The organism is Mesorhizobium sp. CNPSo 4670 (genome assembly GCF_057784235.1).
On the sequence record NZ_JBWJFQ010000024.1, the window covers coordinates 1 to 17874 of the forward strand.

At 58.4% G+C, this 17874-nt stretch carries 20 protein-coding genes and 3 pseudogenes; 6 read left to right on the forward strand and 17 right to left on the reverse strand.

Annotated elements, in window-relative coordinates:
* From AC0ZT5_RS29410 to AC0ZT5_RS29425, 4 genes and pseudogenes are all read left to right on the forward strand, one after another.
* The coding region (locus AC0ZT5_RS29410; RefSeq protein ID WP_488499287.1) for a transketolase C-terminal domain-containing protein at positions 1-290 on the forward strand (290 nt) is incomplete at its 5' end.
* Positions 291-798: 508 nt separating this feature from the next.
* On the forward strand, positions 799-1632 hold the full coding sequence (locus AC0ZT5_RS29415; RefSeq protein WP_488499288.1) for an aldo/keto reductase: 834 nt from the start codon (positions 799-801) through the stop codon (positions 1630-1632).
* Between the two features lie 268 nt (positions 1633-1900).
* Positions 1901-2051: pseudogene (locus tag AC0ZT5_RS29420) on the forward strand (IS630 family transposase); the annotation flags it as partial.
* Positions 2052-2254: 203 nt separating this feature from the next.
* Complete coding sequence (locus AC0ZT5_RS29425; protein ID WP_488499289.1) at positions 2255-3019, forward strand: SDR family NAD(P)-dependent oxidoreductase; 765 nt, start codon at positions 2255-2257, stop codon at positions 3017-3019.
* 53 nt (positions 3020-3072) lie between these two features.
* Here AC0ZT5_RS29425 and AC0ZT5_RS29430 read toward each other — a convergent pair.
* From AC0ZT5_RS29430 to AC0ZT5_RS29440, 3 genes and pseudogenes are all read right to left on the reverse strand, one after another.
* Positions 3073-3770 (reverse strand): annotated as a pseudogene (locus AC0ZT5_RS29430) (IS6 family transposase).
* A gap of 26 nt (positions 3771-3796) precedes the next feature.
* Positions 3797-5188, reverse strand: coding sequence for a radical SAM family RiPP maturation amino acid epimerase (locus AC0ZT5_RS29435; RefSeq protein WP_488499290.1), 1392 nt, complete (start codon positions 5186-5188; stop codon positions 3797-3799).
* 159 nt (positions 5189-5347) lie between these two features.
* The gene (locus AC0ZT5_RS29440) at positions 5348-5710 is read right to left on the reverse strand and encodes a hypothetical protein (RefSeq protein WP_488481722.1); all 363 of its coding nucleotides are present in this window, start codon (positions 5708-5710) and stop codon (positions 5348-5350) included.
* A 728-nt stretch (positions 5711-6438) separates the two neighbouring features.
* Between AC0ZT5_RS29440 and AC0ZT5_RS29445 the strand changes: the two genes are divergently transcribed.
* On the forward strand, positions 6439-6747 hold the full coding sequence (locus tag AC0ZT5_RS29445; protein ID WP_488499291.1) for a hypothetical protein: 309 nt from the start codon (positions 6439-6441) through the stop codon (positions 6745-6747).
* A gap of 5 nt (positions 6748-6752) precedes the next feature.
* Here the strand turns inward: AC0ZT5_RS29445 and AC0ZT5_RS29450 are convergent, their stop codons facing one another.
* From AC0ZT5_RS29450 to AC0ZT5_RS29460, 3 genes are all read right to left on the reverse strand, one after another.
* On the reverse strand, positions 6753-7250 hold the full coding sequence (locus AC0ZT5_RS29450; RefSeq protein ID WP_488499362.1) for an RES family NAD+ phosphorylase: 498 nt from the start codon (positions 7248-7250) through the stop codon (positions 6753-6755).
* A 4-nt stretch (positions 7251-7254) separates the two neighbouring features.
* On the reverse strand, positions 7255-7605 hold the full coding sequence (locus AC0ZT5_RS29455; protein WP_488499292.1) for an MbcA/ParS/Xre antitoxin family protein: 351 nt from the start codon (positions 7603-7605) through the stop codon (positions 7255-7257).
* Between the two features lie 400 nt (positions 7606-8005).
* A complete protein-coding gene (locus tag AC0ZT5_RS29460) occupies positions 8006-8440 on the reverse strand; it encodes a hypothetical protein (protein ID WP_488499293.1) in 435 nt (144 codons plus the stop codon).
* A gap of 68 nt (positions 8441-8508) precedes the next feature.
* Here AC0ZT5_RS29460 and AC0ZT5_RS29465 point away from each other — a divergent pair.
* Positions 8509-8923, forward strand: a pseudogene (locus AC0ZT5_RS29465) (ParB/RepB/Spo0J family partition protein); the annotation flags it as partial.
* Positions 8924-8992: 69 nt separating this feature from the next.
* Here the strand turns inward: AC0ZT5_RS29465 and AC0ZT5_RS29470 are convergent.
* From AC0ZT5_RS29470 to sctJ, 11 genes are all read right to left on the reverse strand, one after another.
* Positions 8993-9823 carry an Effector protein NopP gene (locus AC0ZT5_RS29470; RefSeq protein WP_488499294.1) on the reverse strand — a complete coding sequence of 277 codons (831 nt, stop codon included), beginning with the start codon at positions 9821-9823 and terminating at the stop codon, positions 8993-8995.
* A gap of 186 nt (positions 9824-10009) precedes the next feature.
* Positions 10010-11047, reverse strand: a complete 1038-nt coding sequence (locus AC0ZT5_RS29475; RefSeq protein WP_488499295.1) for an EscU/YscU/HrcU family type III secretion system export apparatus switch protein — start codon at positions 11045-11047, stop codon at positions 10010-10012.
* Positions 11044-11862 carry a type III secretion system export apparatus subunit SctT gene (gene sctT / locus AC0ZT5_RS29480; protein WP_488499296.1) on the reverse strand — a complete coding sequence of 273 codons (819 nt, stop codon included), beginning with the start codon at positions 11860-11862 and terminating at the stop codon, positions 11044-11046. Before sctT ends, AC0ZT5_RS29475 begins: the two co-directional genes overlap by 4 nt.
* 5 nt (positions 11863-11867) lie before the next feature.
* Complete coding sequence (locus tag AC0ZT5_RS29485; RefSeq protein ID WP_488481770.1) at positions 11868-12116, reverse strand: EscS/YscS/HrcS family type III secretion system export apparatus protein; 249 nt, start codon at positions 12114-12116, stop codon at positions 11868-11870.
* A gap of 29 nt (positions 12117-12145) precedes the next feature.
* Positions 12146-12811 carry a type III secretion system export apparatus subunit SctR gene (sctR, locus tag AC0ZT5_RS29490; protein WP_488499297.1) on the reverse strand — a complete coding sequence of 222 codons (666 nt, stop codon included), beginning with the start codon at positions 12809-12811 and terminating at the stop codon, positions 12146-12148.
* Entirely contained in the window at positions 12804-13856 is a 1053-nt protein-coding gene (sctQ, locus tag AC0ZT5_RS29495) for a type III secretion system cytoplasmic ring protein SctQ (RefSeq protein ID WP_488499298.1), read from the reverse strand. The genes sctR and sctQ overlap by 8 nt, the downstream gene beginning before the upstream one ends.
* Before the next feature lie 15 nt (positions 13857-13871).
* Positions 13872-14408 carry a hypothetical protein gene (locus tag AC0ZT5_RS29500; RefSeq protein ID WP_488499299.1) on the reverse strand — a complete coding sequence of 179 codons (537 nt, stop codon included), beginning with the start codon at positions 14406-14408 and terminating at the stop codon, positions 13872-13874.
* Positions 14384-15742: a type III secretion system ATPase SctN gene (sctN, locus tag AC0ZT5_RS29505; RefSeq protein WP_488499300.1), complete on the reverse strand. Its 1359-nt coding sequence runs from the start codon at positions 15740-15742 to the stop codon at positions 14384-14386. Before sctN ends, AC0ZT5_RS29500 begins: the two co-directional genes overlap by 25 nt.
* Positions 15739-16362: a type III secretion system stator protein SctL gene (sctL, locus tag AC0ZT5_RS29510; protein ID WP_488499301.1), complete on the reverse strand. Its 624-nt coding sequence runs from the start codon at positions 16360-16362 to the stop codon at positions 15739-15741. Before sctL ends, sctN begins: the two co-directional genes overlap by 4 nt.
* A 1-nt stretch (position 16363) precedes the next feature.
* The gene (locus AC0ZT5_RS29515; protein WP_488499302.1) at positions 16364-16990 is read right to left on the reverse strand and encodes a nodulation protein NolU; all 627 of its coding nucleotides are present in this window, start codon (positions 16988-16990) and stop codon (positions 16364-16366) included.
* 13 nt (positions 16991-17003) lie between these two features.
* Positions 17004-17870 (reverse strand): type III secretion system inner membrane ring lipoprotein SctJ, encoded by an 867-nt coding sequence (sctJ, locus tag AC0ZT5_RS29520; protein WP_488481777.1) that lies wholly within the window; start codon positions 17868-17870, stop codon positions 17004-17006.
* Positions 17871-17874 lie beyond the last annotated feature (4 nt).

Below are 17874 nucleotides of genomic sequence, written 5' to 3' on the forward strand. Positions count from 1 at the left end.
TTTCGGTCGAAGTGATCGATCCACGTACGTTGAAGCCGCTCGATCATGAGGCCTTCAAAACGTCAGTCGCCAAGACCGGACGGTTAGTGATCGTTGAGAACGCGCACCGCGTCTGCAATGTCGGAAGTGAAATCGCCGCGGTGATGGCGGAGGAGGCGTTCGACCTGTTGAAGCGCCCGATCCTACGGGTGAGCGCTCCAGATATTCACGTACCCTTCAGTCCAGCCCTCGAGAAGGAGTTCTTCCCGACGGAGGATCACATCATCGCCGCCGTACGGCGGCTGCTCTGACATTCTCAAAAAATTCGACAGAAGGGAAAGCACATCTAATCGAATGCATATTGATAGGTACAATAGCTACAGGTTGCAATTTAGGAGACGAGGTCAGTACGATGGGATGATTTTTCCAGTGGCGCGACCAAGACCGCGGCAGAGCGAATGGTATGATGACGAGAACCGTCGTATCGGAAGGTGCCGCCATTCTGGCCGTAGGTGCGCGGCGCCGCGAGCTGCAGCAGTTCGCCTTAGCAAGACGGAAATTGCGATGATTCTGACTTGTAGCCTGTCAGTTGAGTCTCGCGGTCGATGCACCGAAACGAGCAAATTTCTAGGCTTGCGGTAAGTCATATTCCACCCAAATTGGTTGACATGAGCTTGAACCTCAATTGTCCCCGATCAGGTATTTAAGTAGCATATTTGAATAGATTTCAACCGCCTGACGCAATCCTCTGGCGCGTCCACACTGTCGAAACTATTAACAAAAATACCTGGGGGTGGGGAGAAAAAACAAGGAGTTTTTATGTATAACGTTATGGCGAATGGCGCTGCGATCCCGGCAATCGGGCTTGGGACCTGGATGCTAAAGGGTGAAGTATGCTCGAAGTTGGTCGCGCATGCGCTTTCTCTCGGCTACCGTCATCTTGACACTGCCGCAGTCTATGATAACGAGAGCGCGGTGGGCGAGGGACTGCGATTTTCCGGGGTACCGCGCAACGACGTCTTCGTCACAACAAAAGTCTGGTTTACCGATATCGCTCCGGGAGATCTAGAGCGATCGGCGGCTGCGAGCCTAGAGCGGCTTGGACTCGATACAGTCGACTTGCTCCTGATTCATTGGCCAAACCCCACGATCGCGCTGGCCGGATCCATCAAGTCGCTGAACGCGGCTCGCGAATCGGGCATAGCGCGGCACATCGGAGTGTCGAACTTCCCCGCCGGGATGCTTGCGGAGGCGGTAGGCCTGTCGGATGCCCCGCTTGTGGCGAACCAAGTCGAATGTCACCCTTTTCTTGACCAGACCAAGATCTATGCCGCCTGCCGAGCGGCCGGCATGGCGATGGTTGCTTATTGTCCACTCGCCCGAGGCGGAGTGTTGTTCGAGGAGGCGGCGGTCCGGGACGCCGTTAAACGGCATGGCAAGAGCCCGGCGCAGATTGTGCTTCGATGGCAACTGCAGCAAGAAGGTTTGGTCGCCATCCCGCGCACTGAGCGAAACGAGAGGTTAGAGGAAAACCTTGACCTGTTCGATTTCGAGCTTTCGCAGGAGGAGATGACAGCGATCTCGCGGCTCGGGTCGCGCAACCACCGAATCTGCAATCCCGATTACTCGCCGACGTGGGATACGCTACCCTGACTAAATGTTCGCCTGGGATGTAGGTATCGGGGGGTTGCGTGAGTTATCCCACCGAGCCTCATGTATAGGAGACGGGCTGTGCAAGAGGCTACCACATATTTCGGATACGATTTCGGTTCTTCAAATCCCCCAGGTAGGGTCAGTCAAACTCCCCCACCCGCAAGACAGGAGAGAGGTGGTTTGTTAGTTTGACTTTGTTTCGCTGGCAAGGGATTCAGCGGATTCTTTGAGAAGATAGCTGCGTCCACCGAACTCAAGCAGATGGCATAAGATGGCCCGTCTGCGAGGACGTGCGCTGCGCGGTGAGCGCTGCCGGGCCGGCTTGCCGCACGGCGATTGGAAGACCTTTTACCGACGCGTTACGGCTGACGGACATGACCGCTCCGTCCGTTTACGACGGAGCCATGAACGGCAATGTGTAAGGACGACGGAGTTACGTCGGTGGGTTCAACCGTCGGATTCCGTACATTTGCGTCATCATCATGCACGGCTGCCAAATTAAAGTAGCCACAGCAAACTTATCGCGATGTTTCAAAAGGATTATTTCGTTTGGCACGGTGGATGCGTCGCTGTTTGCATCGGCGTGAAGAAGGCGCGATGGTGTTAATAAGGAGATTTGAAAATGGATTTAGGACTTGACGGCAAGGTGGCAATGGTCGCGGCCGCCTCCAGCGGCTTAGGTTTGGCCACAGCTGAGGAGTTGGCCAATGAAGGCTGCCGCCTGTCCATCTGTGGGCGGGATCCGATGCGGCTGGAAACAGCAGTGGATCGGTTGCGCAGCAAAGGCAAGGAAGTGCTTGCGCGCGTGACCGATGTAACTAACTGCGCGGATGCAGCAGCTTGGGTTACCGAAACAGCAAAGCATTTTCAGTCTATCGACATCTTGGTGACGAATTGCGGCGGTGTTTCTGCCGGGCCACCCTTGGCCATGACGCCCAAGGATTTCGACGATGCGTTTGACCGAGTGCTTTTGCCTTCGATAAATCTGGTCACGGCTGCCTTGCCGTATCTGCGGGGCTCGCCAGCGGGGCGAATATTGATGCTCGCTTCCGAGGCTATTGTGCGGACTCCGGTACATTTCGCGCTGTCGGGTGTCGCGCGAGCAGGGTTGGTGCCATACTGCCACACGCTCGTACAAGAATTGTCGGGCGAGAGCATCACGGTAAACGTGCTTGCACCTGGTGCACATAGTACCGCGATCCACGAAGCCAATCGCGTCGGCGAGTACGCCGAAGGCATTCGTGCTCTCGAGGATAGGACCCCGGCTCGACGCCTCGGCGATCCCTCGGAATTCGCAGCAGTAGCTGCATTCTTGGCCAGCGCCCGCGCGGCCTATGTCAGCGGCGCTTTGATCGTCATCGATGGCGGGCTGAGCGCAACTGTCTGAACGGCGATGTCACATTGTTTGATAACGGCCGCGATGAGCCAATGCCCTCGACCTCAGACGCCGGCGGTCACGGCATTCCATTCCGCCATGGCAAGCAACGATGAATATGTGTGGCGAGAGCGCAGCGCTTTGAGCGGGGTGGGACGAAGAGATTGCGGATGGTGGAGAAGATCGAGACGAAGCGAAGGCTTCCCGGTGATCGGAAGCCCTGCATCGTCCGCTCACGTTTTCGCAGCGGCACGTGGGAGTTTTCCGCCCGGTTGTTAAGCCCCTTGCGCGACCGGTGCTCGACATCCGGCATCACCTGACGCCTGGCTGCTCCGTAGGAACACAGCTTGTCGGTGATCATGCGCTTCGGCGCGACGCCCTGCTTCTTCAACAGCCGGATCAGCAGCCGCTTGGCAGTCTTGGTGTTGCGGCGGTTCTGGGCGATCTCGTCGAGCACATATCCATCTTGATCGACGGCCCGCCACAGCCAATGTATCCTGCCGGCGATACTGATGACGACTTCATCCAGATGCCAGATATCGCTCCGGCTTGGCTGCTTGCGGCGCAAGCGGCGAGCATAATCAGGTCCGAATTTGATGTCCCAGCGGCGGATCGTCTCATAAGAAACCACGATCCCTCGCTCCAGCAGCATTTCCTCGACCAAGCGCAGGCTCAGGGGGAACCGATAGTAGAGCCAGACCGCATGAGCGAGGATCTGGGATGGGAAACGGTGGCGCTTGTAGCTGATGACGGGCGTATTCATGCCAGCGCACTTATGCCACAAATCGCTCACAGCGAGTTAACTTGATAAGGCCCGTCGAGGTCCTCTTCGATCACCCCCGCCGCGTACAACTGGTCTAGCAGATCGGCGACTGCAAGGGCGCTCGCTCCGTCCGTTCCGACTCGCATAATAAGCTCGGAGGCTGTGCAGTTGCCGTACGCGATCAGATCGCCAACGGAAATCGGAGCGACCTGGTCGAGAACCCGGTGTTCCATGTTGCGTGAGCGGAGATGGAAGTACCGGTTCCCTGCCTCGTATTGCAGATCTCCGCGGAAGCGGATCGGTAGGTTGGGAGGTGGGCTTTCGAACATATGCTCGTCGATGATGCACTGCAGCCCTTCCCGGAACTCGTCGGGCGTGCTGAAGAAACGTTCGTCCACGATACGGTATCCGAGAGGCCAGCGTTCACTACCCGGTACCGGCGTTACCAGTTGTATACGTCCTTGCCGCATATTTACGAGGAAGCCGGAAACACAGGCGATCGTAGTGGGATAGTCCTCCGACAAGGCGAGTGAATCATCTTTGTTGGCTGCCTGGAGTTTCTCCTGCCGCTTGCGTGCGCGCCCGGCAAAAGCCTTTGTGGTCGGCCCCTCTTTGCCCTGCAGGACGAGTTCGACCCCCATCAGGTCCTCGGGCGAAAACGCCGCGTGAATCTGATTGAGATGGTTCGTGCTCAGCACTGAGAAACGATTCGTCACGCTACCGTAACGTTTGAACAGTTCAAGCACGCGCCTAGTGAGCGCGTGATCCTTAAGCGGGGCGGCCGTCGTCGTTTGTGGCAATGCGCCCGTGATTTGATAGTAGTCGAACAGAAAGCGGTCGTAGTCCGGGTTATCGATCGGATCTGTGGCCCAGTAGCAGAAGCCAGTGCGGGCTGCCGAACCGAACATCTCGCTCGCGACACCGACCACACCGCGCCAAACCTCGGCATGCTCCTTGCTATACTCATAATACCCCTTTAAGCGGTCGGCCGACAAGCCGCAGAACCAGCAACCGACGGAACAGCCTTCACTCAGCTCGAAAGCGATGATGGGGTGCGTGATCGACGGCGCCAATTCGCCCAGTTCGTCGTTGCAGCGCCGGATTTGGCGCTCGCGCCAAGCATGGAAGCGAGGGTTGGCTGTCAACATTTCGCCCTCGGCGCGCAGGATGTAGCGATGGCGCAACATCTCGCCCATGTACTCGTCCCACATCATAACCAGCGGCCACGTGGCGGCCTCCGGCTCGAAGCGGTGCTCGACGTAGTCCCCGCACCAGAGCGGCAGCATCTCCATTGGGTCAACTTCGATGCCGTAGCGCTCTGTTACCGATCGAGGGGCGTCGATGTTCTCCGAAAGGGCCGTGCGGAACTTCCTGTCGCCGGCAAGCCGCTCCATGAAGCGCTTGACGTGTGGCAACATTCGGCGGTCCTCCAGCGTTCGCTGGGCAAAGATTTGTTGCCAGTCTTCGCGAGGCTTCGAGTCAACCCTTGAAGTGGCCTGTTGTACGCCTGATGGCATGATCCCTCGACGCGGGTTGCTTTGATGTTACTTTAGGCCGGCTCGACCGAGCCAATGCGGTTAGGTTGCGACCAAAACAGCAATTACGACAACTAATACGACCGCAGCGACTCTAGCTCTTCCGTCGATTTGCGCAGGGCTAGTGGAATTAGCCAACGCAGTGGTCTGTACAAAGCTGGTCAAGGCCGGAACGCTCGAACCACACTTGCGGCCTGCGATCGCGCTGAGCTTCTTCGTACTGGACTTGTGCCGGCTGTTCGATCGGATGTAACTTTTAACCTCGTCAAGCGTGATGTTGTAGTTGAGGCTCTTTCCAATCGCTACGATCGATGCAAGCCCTCCAGCGCGTCGTTTGAGATTTTCAAGCGGACTGCCTTTTTTTCCTAGATCGTTGACGAATCGCTCTAAGTCAGTTTTCCGCATGACGAATTCGTGCCTTTGCTCGATGTTGCCTAACTATCCATCGCTCTCTCAAGCGATCGGATGATGATCCCGTGAACGTGCAAGCGCCGTACCAACCTCAAAATCCTGAATTTGCGCGTTGTCTGACAGTACGCATTGTCAACTTGCCGACTTTTCGGGTTGCGAATCGACCAATTGGCCCGCTCCGCTCGGATGCGGGTGAGAGCTCGCCCCAAACCTAGCCCGCCGTGATTGGGTGGCGAGATCAAGACGCAAGATCCGCCTGCACCTGTCGACATCCTGCCCCGATCAAGGCATCCTGCGCATCGTTCTCGATCGCATCCCCCAACTCGTGACATAGCCGACGGGCGCCGGACGCCCCGCTAAACAAACTCGCTGACCTCTCCGCAAACCCCGCCTTCCATCACAACGGATCATCGCTGGTCTGCTTGCCATGGCGGAATGGAATGCCGTGACCACCGGCATCTGAGGTCGACGGCATTGGCATCATCGCGGCCGTTATCAGACAACGTGACATCGTCCGAGCGCCTGATGCCCACGAGGGGCGATGCTTTCGCCATGACCGTAGTCGGCGTTCGACGAGCGCAAGCTCGCTGGCCGCGCTGATGAAGGAAATCCTCACCCTCGTGCAGCTCCATGATGGCGAGGCGATCGCCGCCCGCGATCGGCGGCTTCGATCTAAAATTCTCCGGTGAGCGTTCGGGAAGGACGGCTTCCACTACGCCACCATGCTGCTGCGCACCGGCGCCGAGCATGAGGTCGAGCTGCCCATCACCACGACCCCGATCGGCGCCATCGCCCGACTTGAGCATGCCCTCGACAATTTCGAAAGCGAGCGGGAGAGCTATGGCCGACGGCTCGCCGGTGCGCGAAAGCGCCTCGCCTCGTACAGGCTGCGGGTTGGCGAAGCCTTCACCTTCGAAGCCGAATTGACGCTGAAGCGCGAGCAACTGGCCGAGGTCGAAGCTGATCTCGCCAGCGACAAGGACGACGCCGACAACGGAAGTGGCGGTGCGGCTGATCGGAAAGCAGCATAGGCTTTCTATCTCGACAGGCGGTTCTCGTCGTCGATCAGGATCACGCGGGCCGGGGCTGCATCGCCCCATTTCCAAAGCACCAGGTTAAGATCGTCGGCGGCGGCACCGGAGGCGAAGCTCCTTACCAGCAAGCCATGATAGCCGCCGGCGATCAGCCGTCGGGCGAAGGCCTGCGTTCGTGGTTCCCCGCTCGCCCTCATCTGGTCGCGCCATGTTTTGTCGGCGAGTGCGGCAGCATCCATGCCCTCTGCCTCGAGCGCGAGATCATCCCGACAATCGAACACACCATTGATCTCAGCGTCGTAGGAGACGAGCGTCGTCGGCTGGAGATTGCCGACCTGGTTGGCTTCGCGTAAGGCCGTCATCACCGACAGCGACGCATAGAGCGCGGGCAGGCCCTTCGGATTGAATCGTCCACCGTAGAGTTCCGCGCCCCGCCCCGACAGCGGCTCGCGCGCATAGATCGGATTCAGCGCCCGATAGAGCTTTCCACGATACAGCACCGTTTCAGGCGTGCACGCCGGCGTCGACCGCGTCGACATAGTCCAGCACATCGTCGGCGCGGCCGCTGCGCACGAGCTGCATGGCCGTCTGACCCGAGAAGCCAGGCAGTGGCTCGGAGCGATACCAGGCATAAGCCATTAACTGCGAACCGAAACGCGGCTCGACCTTGTTGATCACCTCAACCATCTCGCGCAGCCGGCGCTGGGTCTTGTCCGACCGGATGCGATCCTTGCGCTGGACCGCGTCCTTGCCAAGCCCTGCGGTTCGGGCGACTTCCTCGCTGGTCGTGCGGAATGCTTCCGCGATTTTGCGCGGCGCGAAGAGGCCGTTGTCGGAATACTGGACGAGACCCATAGCCATCTCCTGCGGTTGTCGATGCCAATTTCTGTGACGCAATATAGCGTCGGTCGGTGCGGCATTCAATGGAAATAGTGAGACTTGGAGGGAGGGGAGGGAGGGAGAAAATCTGGTTCGCCGATCGGCCGACCCGGTGGCGCTGAAGCTCAACCGCGCCTCTCGCGAACCCGGCCGCGGCAGTCCCGCGCAGGGCTGTGAGGCCCGCTTGGCCGGCCGGGCAGGGATGCTCGCCCGCAGTTGCACCGCACGTCCGCTCCGCGTGCCGGGGGTGTCTTCGAGATGAAGACGAGGAGATCGCCAGGTCGCAGGACAGACGAACCAGCCCTGCTCGAAGGGCGATGATCGACTGGACGAAGCGCCCGGCATCCGTCCGGGCTGCCGTCCGGCGGCGATGACCTCAAGGCAATCCTTCGCGCGTGCTATGAGGAAATTGACGAGGCGTGGGATCGCTTCGATGCGGGTCGGCCATCCTCGCCACGAGCGGCCCGGTCGATGGCGTCGATCCCGCACTTTGTGAGCTGGTCCGGGCGCTTGCTCGAGTGGATGACAGCGTCCTGCCGTCCCGCACGCTTGCGCTCCGCAGCCAGGTCAGCATGTCGGCGGTCAACCGGCTGGCGGGCTTTGTCATCTTGGCGGCTATCTTCACCTGACCGGCGAAACGGTCGTCGCATTCTTCATCGCGCTTTCGATCCAGACGGCGGGCAATCCGGATGCGCTGCGGATAATCACGCGCGATTGCGAGGTGGCGCATCCGCTTGACGAGCATCGCATCATTGTCGGCTCGAAAGTGAGGCGCGCGCAAAGGCGATCCTTCGATTGCCGTCGGCGACATGCGGCGCCGAACCTGACCCCGGCCTGCTTCGGCGACGAGCGGGGGGAGCGAACCCTGTGCTCAGAACCGAAACGCTGCACCCTGCCGATCAGTTGGAGGCGTTCCGTGCGCTTCACGAGGAACGCGGATGGGGTGCGGAGAATCGCCGCCCGATTCGGCATTACCGCGCATTTCGTGAGGCAGCGCCTGCGGCTCGGCGCGGTCAGCCCCAAGCTGATGTAGGGTCTACCGAGACGGAGAGCTGACCCTTGACCAGCTGATGGCCTCGCCATCACCGACGATCCCGCCCGGCAGGAGCAGGTTTTCGAAAGCCTCACCTACAATAGAGCCCTACATCATCCGCCGCGAACTGACGCGGACGTATTTTGCAGCGAACAACCGGCGAGCCGTCTTATCGGCGCGGAAGCCTACATGGACGCGGGTGGCGCCATCCTGCGCGACCTGTTCACCGAGGATCGTGGCGGCTTCTACGAGGATGCCGCGGACAGATGTCCATATCGACTACCCGCACGCAAACGGCGGGGCGCGCCAAGATCAAATCCACCTGGCCGGTCACATAAAGTCATCCTCGTATGAGTATCTGGGTGAACTTGGTTTGCTGTTGGTATCACTGCTTCCGTTATCCTCAGTTCTGCAGAGATAGAGCGGAGATTTGCCTGCTCGCTGCCATTCACCGGCACTGTTCTTCGTCCACTTTTCAGGATGCTGGCTAGGATCAAGCACCATGTCGCCCTCATCCACCTCAACGAACCCCATCGCGGCCGCGCGGGCTTGTGCTTCTGGATTAGCGGCGCGCCAATTCAGTAACGGTCGGTCGCCGTCTTGCCGGAGTTGATGCTCCAGTAGGATGTCGCCTGCATTCTCGACTAGTGGATGAGTGACCTGTAGATCCACAATCGAGGTGACTTCGGTTCGGCCAGGAAATTGTTGCCTCCAACTTTCGCATTCGAAGTCAGTCATTCTGAAGCCGCCTTCCGTTCTCATCAGTCCGGCACTTTCACTTCCCAATTGGTAGCTAAAATATCGTGCGTGCTCGGTATCTCGACGAAGACCGTATTGGCTAGCAACGTCCGCGGTGCGAGAGGCTCGGGTCGAGACGAAGTCGGAATACACTTGTGGATTACCAGCAATGTGCTTGATTTCATCGCCGTGAAATTTCCTCACTTTCTCCCTGAAAGCAGACCTGTCGATCTCCACCACTGGAGGTCTGGGTTGCAGGGAATAGGCCTGTGTTGCCGCCGAAGACGAGCTACCGATGGGATCCGATCCGGTTAAGTGCATCCGGTCAAATATGTCCTCAAATCCTTGGCTTGCGGCATCCGTTTGCCTGGAGGCACTCCGCGCGTAGCGGATATCGGACGAGACACCGATTCGATTATACATGCCGATTTCGCTCCTTTTGCAATGAGCTAAGGCTGGCCAGACTGCAGCAGGCCTCAATAGATCGCTCGTTGACGATTAGCTGACGAGGGATTGTTCGGCTCCAGAAAAACGAACCGGACTGACTTGAGCGTCGTCGACGGTAATTTAAAATCAACTACAGCTGACCGGTCGAGTGATGCACCAAACCTATACTAGGCCGGCGGCGATAAGTGTTTTTGCGACAGGCGCGAAGAATTGTTTAGGGACGGCGTCGCTGAGCTTCATTGTGCTGATGAGCTGATGGGCAAGCACATGATCATCGACAATGTGGACACGTAGTGACCGCGCCTCATTTAACATGTCTGAAGCAGCATCGCCCTCTGCGCGGCAAACCAAGATCGGTATCCCGATCTCGTCGCGAACGTAACGCAGACCGACCAATATTCCACTCCCTTTGAAGACCAAGTTGGCCCGGTGCACCCCAAGCGGAGGTTCGCCAGCAGACTCGTCGCGGACGCGACGCCGCTCACTTTTCAACTCGGGCGCGCCTTGTTGTTCCTTCACCTCGCGCATCACCTCGGTCTTGGTCATGCGCATTTCGCGCATAAACAACGCACGCTGGACCAGAAGATCGATGAGTCCGCCGATAAGAAGTGCGCCGGCGCCAATCTCGCTCAGCAGCTTCGCCTGTGTAAACACGAGGCCGACGCAGCCCATGCCACAGACCGGCAAATAGACCATCGTCTTCCACGTGCCGAGAAGGAAGAGGAGAAAGATTGCGCTGAGAACCACGAATTTGAAAAATGTCTTGCCAACCTCCACTGCAGAGCGCGCAGACGCCATGCGCTTCAGCCCTTGAAACGGGTTAATCTTGTCGAAGTTGAACGTCATAGACTCTAGTGAGAAGACAAAGCCACCATTGGCTACCAATCCTGCCAGAATTACGGCGGCGACCAGGCTTCCAAGCAGCGGCCCTACAGTATTCAGTATAAGTTCTGCTAGCAGGACTAATGCTTGCCCCACCGCGAGATCGAAAGGCAGATTCTGCAGATTGTCGGCTAACAGTAGCGCTTCCTGACATTTGTCTTGGATCACATGCGCCCTTAGCCAGATGTAGCCGAACCCAACGCAAGTGGCGGCCGCGCGGGCGAAATCGGCGCTACGTGGAATCTGCCCCTTTTTTCGCGCTTCGCTCAGCTTCTTCGGGGTGGCGGGGTATGTCTTCTCTTCACTCTCATCGCTCATTTTAGCAGCCCGGCGAACCACTCAAGCGTGCCATTCGCCTGTGTAATCTCCAGTTTCATCCCCTCGATGAGAAAGGCGGTATACGTAACCATGATGATCGGAAAACCGATATTCTTGATCGTTGGGGATAGTTGGCTCGACTTGAACTGCGGCGCAAAACGCCGCAGTATCATCATTGATATGTCAACAAGCAGCAGAAAGGACACCACAGGCCCGGAGACCAACAGGGTCGTGCGCATGATGTGGTCGAGGAGACTTAGTACCTGCATTGCTCCTTGCGCGCTCATTGTAGGGTGGAACCGATACACGGGCCAGATCTGGAAGCTGCCGTAAAGCGCGCTGATCACGGCCTCCAGGCCTCCTGATGCGACGAAGATGGTAATTGCAGTGATTCCGAGGAAAACACCCATGGCGGAAGCTTGGCTGTTCGTCGCCGGGTCCGACGGAGCGGACGGGCTGGTAATGCCACGCTGGTTGTCGATAAACTCGCCGGCCGCCTGAAGGCTCCATAACGGGATGCCGAGAAAAGTGCCAAGCAGCAGGCCGACAAATACCTCCTTCAATCCGAGCAGAGCCACCTGGATCATGCGTGTTTCAGGATCGAGTGCCTGCAGCCCGTCACTGACGTGTACGATGCATGGGAGTGCGAAGGAAACAGCCAGGCAGCTGCGGACCAGTCCGCCGATCTGAGCCCGTGCAAACAACGGAAGAACCATCATAATGCTTATGGTGCGGGCCGTACCGAGGCCGCCTGCAACGACAAGTTCGATCGCCGCATGGATCAGGACTTGAATCTCTGCCGATGACGGATACATGTGGGCTAGTAGCCAGGTGTCATTGTGGGAAAGTCGGTAAAGATCTGGTCGGCCAGCCCAATGAGCGGGGCGCTTAGCACAGGGGCAGACAGGCTAATCACCGCGATCACGACCAAAAGCTTCACGGTGAGCGGCAAGCTCTCGTCCTGGATCTGCGTTGCCGCCTGGATGATGCCAATGACGAGGCCAACAATCACGGATGCAATGAGCGGTGGCAGAATCCAGATCATGAAAACCACCAGGGACTGGCTCATAAAAGTGACAATACTGGATTGAGTGATAATCAACCTCCCGGTGTGGCGTAACTCAACACAAGTCCGTGCATCAATCTCGACCAACCATCAATGGCAACAAACAAGAAGAGTTTGAACGGGACAGATATGACTGTCGGCGATACCATCGACATGCCCATCGCCATCAAAATCGTCGTTACGACAAGGTCGATGACGATAAACGGAAGATAAAGAAGGAAGCCTATTTCAAACGCACGCTTGAGTTCTGATATTAGAAAAGATGGTATGAGAATGGCAAAGTCATCAGATGTGGTTTTGGCACGCATTTCCTCGGGCCAGAGCTTCTCGGTCGAGGAGAGGAAAAAACGGCGCTGCTCATCATTTGTGAACTTCTTGAGATATTCGTGCATGGGCTCGCTCCCCGTTTTAGCGGCGTTTACCCAGTCATCCAACGTTTGATAGCGGAGCTTCGGATCGGTCATCCGGTCATAGGTCTGTTCAATAACAGGCGCGCTGACGAAAATGGTGAGGATCAATGCCGCAGCATACAATACTATGTTCGGCGGTATCGTCTGAGTACCGAGCGCATTGCGGACGAGAAACAGAACAACCGAGACCTTTACAAACGCCGTGGTTGTTACGACTACCAAAACCAGCAGGCCAAGGCCCGCTGTCACCGCAAGAAGCGATAGAATTGCCGGCTGGACCTCAGTCATGGGATGCCAACCTGCCACGGAGCCTGACGCCGAGCTGATCTCCGATCCGCACGATATCGCCACGCCCGATACGCCGACCATTGGCAAGTATGTCGACTGGACCCTCGATCGGTCGACCAAGTTCGAAAATATGCCCTTCGCCGGCGCTCCGCAATTCGCCAAGAGGCATCGGCCAGCGGCCGCATTCGAAGACAAGCACGAGCTCGACATCGTCCAGATCAGCTTCCGACGGTTCCTGCTGCAATTCGAATTGTGTCGTCATATGCGTATTCTCCAAGGGCCAAGACTGGGGGAAAAAGGGCCCCCGCAGGATCAGGTGGTCGCCCTCAATATCTGCCCCGGCCAATAACCGGCCCACGGATAGAGCAATCTGGCCGTGGCCGAACGGCGACACGTCTGGCAACAGAGCATCACCGACGCTTGCCTTGCGAAGAAGCGCGGCCGGAATGCAAAGCGTGCCGATCCGCCCTGCAACCATGACCGGCAGCTCTGGGGGTAGCTCGCGTGGCTGTCTCGATAACAGGCCAACCAATTTGCCGAACGTGCGGAAAACAGACGGCACCAAGCCATCTAGAGGCGAGAACAAGAACAGGTGGCCCTTGCCATTGACCGGCCCGAAGGTGATATCAAGTCCTAGATAAGGAGCCACTGTCATCGCTTCGCGAACATGCAACAGCTGCACGTTTGCTTGCGTCTGCTCCTCCAGTCGGGTGACGAGCGGCTCGAGTGCAAATTCGACAATGAGCGAAGCAGTAGGCTCAGAAGGGAAAGCAAGGCCGCTCTGCACAGTCGTGACGAGCGCCTCTACAAGCCGTCGCGACAACGACAAGACGATCGTTTCAGCTCCCACGCGCCACACGCAGTCAAGCATTGGAGTGGCGGAGGCTGGTTCCTGCCGCCAGACAATCCCATCCATGCGAACCGACAGCGGCTGATCGCTGATGCGGCTCTGAAAGGGCTTACGGGTGGCCGCTATATCATTGACCCACGAGACAACCTCGTGGGACAGCGTTAGCGCCGGTTCAAATATAGTAGGTGTGACCACTGGGGCTAGCTCAATCTATCGGATTTCGTTGTCCGACATTCGGGCCAGCGAATCCCTGCCGTATCGAAGGGACATCTCATCATCAGCCTCTATTTCGCCTGCGGCCTCCGAATGAATATCAACGGCGCGCCGGACGTCATCGTCGATTTGTTGCCACTTGCGCCTTGCCGCCGAACGTCTGACCCATAGGGCCCTCGTCTCGGACGCCGCTGTCTCGGCCTTTGTTTGGGTGGCGCGCGCATCATCAAGCGTCTGGCGTCTGGTGTTGACCACAGTCGCAAGCCGCTCAATGTGAAGGTGGTGATGGTCGAGTGCTGCGCTCGACAAGGTGTCGAGCGACATCAGCTCCTGGTAGTGATCCGCTTCGGCCCTTGCGCAATGCTGCTGTGCGATTGCGAGCCCGTGGGAGGCATCCTGTACGGCTAAGGCGGCCATACGGCACTCGGCCTCCTTCTCGGACAGCTCCCTAAGGGCACTACGCTCTTGCATATCCTTCAGAAGCCGTAACCTCGAAGCGTGAATACATTTCACGCGGTCAGACGCGACATCCATGCCACTGTTTCCTCAAAATCCGACGCCTCGCCTTCGCTCTGCTGCAAAAACTCCCTCAGTTCGCCAATCGAGGCGACAGCCCTGTCCGTTAGCGGATCGCCGCCTTGCTTATATTCGCCGACGTTGATCAAAAACTCCGTCTCGGCATAGCGCGAGAGGAGATCACGGAAGACGGATGCAGCCTTGCGATGCGCCCCGGACACGACCGCGTCCATCACGCGGCTGCGGCTCTGCAGTACATCAATAGCGGGAAAATGCGATCGCGCCGCGATAGCGCGTGACAGCACGACATGGCCGTCGAGAATGCCGCGCGATTCCTCCGCGATGGGATCGCCTGTGCCATCACCTTCGACAAGTACGGTATAGAAGGCCGTGATTGAGCCGTGCTCACCCATGCCGGCACGTTCCAGTAGGCCCGGCAACATGGCAAAAACGGAAGGCGGAAAGCCTCGCCGGGTCGGCGGCTCGCCCGCGGCAAGGCCTATTTCGCGCATGGCGCGGCAGAAGCGCGTCAGTGAGTCCAACATGAGCGCAACGCGTAGGCCTTGTTCGCGAAAGTATTCCGCGAGTGCGGTTGCCATAGGGGCACATTGCGCCCGCTCCACAGCGGAGCGGTCGGAGGTTTCAACGACAACAACCGCGCGGCGCAGACCCTCCTCCCCAAGATGCCGCTCGATGAATTCGCGAACCTCACGTCCACGTTCTCCTATGAGCGCCACAATGATAACGTCGGCGGCAGCGCCTTTTACGATCTGCGACAACAAGGTCGACTTGCCACAGCCAGGCTCGCCATAAATCCCGATCCGCTGGCCTTCGCCGCATGTGAGCAGACCATCCAGTGCACGGACCCCGAGCGGGAACGGCAACTCGACAATACGCCTTGTCATCGGATTGGGCGCCCTGCCGTGCAGCGGCCGCGTTTCGGCGGTCTTGATTTCGCCTTTGCCATCAAGCGGGCGGCAACGGCTATCAACCACACGGCCAAGCAAATCCTGGCCTACTGGTACTTCACGCATACGTCCAGTCGATATGACCTCTGCGCGGCTGGAAAGGCCCATCAAGTCACCGATTGGCGTGAGCAACACCTCGTTGTCCAACAAGCCGATCACCTCGGCTTCGAGCGACAGGCCAGTCCGCGTATCCTGCAGCAAACAGAGTTCGCCAATCCGCGTGTCTGGCAGGACAGCATGGACGAGTGTCCCGACAGCCCGCGTGACCCGCCCGCGTACGACACGCGTGTCGATTTGCTTTGCTGTAGACCTCAAAGACGCGATCGCCGGATCGTGAACCCGGCTGCCGGCGAGATTATTATGCTGCGGCACCGGCGTGATCACGCTTCGCCGTCTTCGTGTTGCAACCCGAAGCCAAGGCGCAGTGCGCGCAACTGTGCATCAAGTCCAAGATCGACATTGCCATACTCGCTCCACAGCACGCACTGTTGCGGCGACAAGGCCGGATCTGGATCAATGCGAACCCTCGGCCGGCCCTCCCGCCCGTCGCATTCAGCAAACGCACGCGCGAGCAAATCGACTTGTGTGGGACACACATGAAGGCAAACTTCCGCGCCGCTATATTTGCGCTCGATCGCGTGGCGAACCGCTTTCACTAACAGCTCGCCCGGATCGAAAGCGCCCAGTAGATCGGTTAGGATTTCTATTACCAGCTGTGGCAATTCCTGCTCCAGAGCCGCCCTTCGTCGCGCGACATCGGAGGCTGCCCGCGCAACCAATCCTGTCATTTCCTCCGCGCCTGCTTGCAAGCCCTCAGCATGGCCGCGCGCCCGCTCACGCTCATAAGCTGCGCGTATATGGCTGCGAACCCGCTCTTGATACCGTTTTGCTGCGTCAAGTGCTTCTGTGGCGTTGTGCCAGATATCGAGCTCAGGCCCCGGTATCAGTGGTCCGACTGGGCGCATCTGCGGCGCGCCGCGTGCTGCGGAAACATCGACTGTCATATCACCGGAACTCCGTCTCAAGATGGGCCAGGACAAGCGAAAACAACTGGCCCGAAGCATTCCTGTGTTCGGGCGCAGGGTTCTCGGTGGCGGTCCCGACGGGCAACCGCAGAAGCACGCGTTTGCGCTCAAGCGCCGAACTGTCATCGAGCCAAGCACCAAGGCAGGCAAGTCCATCGCGCTCAATTTGCTGCGCGAGTTTTTCCGGATCAGCAATCAAGCTGGTTTCAATCGCATGCGCGAGGTGTCGGATGCCAAACGCGTGAGCATCCTCGCCGATATGTCCAATAAGCGCGGTGAGGTGAGGCTTTGAAACGAGCTTCAGCAGCGAACGGGCATGCCAGATACTCCCGGCAAGGAGAGCAGCCCGACGCGGATCGTATCCGCGCAGAAGATCCGGCCCCCAGCCGCTTCCGTCCGAACCCATTTGATTGTCAAGCAGCAATTCTGCCAGTCTTGGTTGCAGCCTGGGACACTTCTGCAACTGCACCAATGTCGGAGCCGACAACGCCGGATCAAGACATGCGGCAAGACGAGTTGGATGAGCCGAAGCAGCAAGATCGCTCAGGCGTACGGAACGCAATTGAATCTCATGATCACGCTCGGCGGTCTCTATCGCTGTTGGCATCTGGGTATATTACCTATGCCCTATAGCCGATGAGCTTTTTGCGAATAGCCTCGACGGCTGACCCACCGGGGCGGCCCTCGACTTTGGCTATTTCGCCCGATGACTGCCTGCGCCGACGCCTTAGAACACTGGCCAGAAGATAGCACGCCACTGCGAACACAGCCGCGGCAACACCGGTCACGATTGCCAGAAGTGGCGCTGGATCGGATCTCGGTGCCTGGGCCGAAACAGTCGCCTGTAGAGGCTGTTGCTCATGTACGGACGGTTCCACCGGCACCAAAACCACTTCGACCTTTTCGTAGGACAGGCCTTCGATGCTGTCAGCGACGAGCATCTTTATCTTGGGCAGCAGAGCTGAGATGTTTGCTTTCGCGTCATGCCGGATGAAAACCGAGGCCGAGGATGGCGTGCCGCCCGATCGTAACAGGTCGTTGTTCGGCAGAACGACATGAACACGTACCGAGAAGACGCCATCGATATCGCTGATCGTTCGCGACAACTCTTCGCTCAGGGCATAGACGTAGCGGGCACGCTCCTCGGTCGGCGAGGCAATCAGGCCTGATCCGCTGAAAATCTCGCCGAGGTTCTTGAAAGATTGGCGGGGCAAGCCCTTGGCATTCAGCAGATTGATTGACCGCGCAAGCAGCTTCTCGTCGACCTGGATCGTGCTGGTCCCATCTTTAGCGGCAACTCGGACCGCATCAACCCCATTGTCAATCAGAAGTGCGACCATCTCATTCGCCTCGCGCTCCTGTAATTGCGTATAGAGGTCGACCTTGCACCCACTCAGGGCGAAGAGAAGTGGCAGCACGACAAAATGAAGCGATCGCCAACCGGGCGGGCGACTACGCATGATCTCGCCATGGGCCAAGCCAGTCATGCGG

Coding starts and splice junctions, on each gene's coding strand:
- AC0ZT5_RS29425 (WP_488499289.1), top strand. CDS start 2,255: ATGGATTTAGGACTTGACGGCAAGGTGGCAATGGTCGCGGCCGCCTCC.
- AC0ZT5_RS29470 (WP_488499294.1), bottom strand. CDS start 9,823: ATGTATAATCGAATCGGTGTCTCGTCCGATATCCGCTACGCGCGGAGT.
- AC0ZT5_RS29440 (WP_488481722.1), bottom strand. CDS start 5,710: ATGCGGAAAACTGACTTAGAGCGATTCGTCAACGATCTAGGAAAAAAA.
- AC0ZT5_RS29415 (WP_488499288.1), top strand. CDS start 799: ATGTATAACGTTATGGCGAATGGCGCTGCGATCCCGGCAATCGGGCTT.
- AC0ZT5_RS29445 (WP_488499291.1), top strand. CDS start 6,439: ATGCTGCTGCGCACCGGCGCCGAGCATGAGGTCGAGCTGCCCATCACC.
- AC0ZT5_RS29485 (WP_488481770.1), bottom strand. CDS start 12,116: ATGAGCCAGTCCCTGGTGGTTTTCATGATCTGGATTCTGCCACCGCTC.
- sctJ (WP_488481777.1), bottom strand. CDS start 17,870: ATGACTGGCTTGGCCCATGGCGAGATCATGCGTAGTCGCCCGCCCGGT.
- AC0ZT5_RS29460 (WP_488499293.1), bottom strand. CDS start 8,440: ATGTCGCCGACGGCAATCGAAGGATCGCCTTTGCGCGCGCCTCACTTT.
- AC0ZT5_RS29435 (WP_488499290.1), bottom strand. CDS start 5,188: ATGTTGCCACACGTCAAGCGCTTCATGGAGCGGCTTGCCGGCGACAGG.
- AC0ZT5_RS29475 (WP_488499295.1), bottom strand. CDS start 11,047: ATGAGCGATGAGAGTGAAGAGAAGACATACCCCGCCACCCCGAAGAAG.
- sctR (WP_488499297.1), bottom strand. CDS start 12,811: ATGACTGAGGTCCAGCCGGCAATTCTATCGCTTCTTGCGGTGACAGCG.
- AC0ZT5_RS29455 (WP_488499292.1), bottom strand. CDS start 7,605: ATGGGTCTCGTCCAGTATTCCGACAACGGCCTCTTCGCGCCGCGCAAA.
- sctL (WP_488499301.1), bottom strand. CDS start 16,362: ATGACAGTCGATGTTTCCGCAGCACGCGGCGCGCCGCAGATGCGCCCA.
- sctT (WP_488499296.1), bottom strand. CDS start 11,862: ATGTATCCGTCATCGGCAGAGATTCAAGTCCTGATCCATGCGGCGATC.
- AC0ZT5_RS29500 (WP_488499299.1), bottom strand. CDS start 14,408: ATGGATGTCGCGTCTGACCGCGTGAAATGTATTCACGCTTCGAGGTTA.
- AC0ZT5_RS29515 (WP_488499302.1), bottom strand. CDS start 16,990: ATGCCAACAGCGATAGAGACCGCCGAGCGTGATCATGAGATTCAATTG.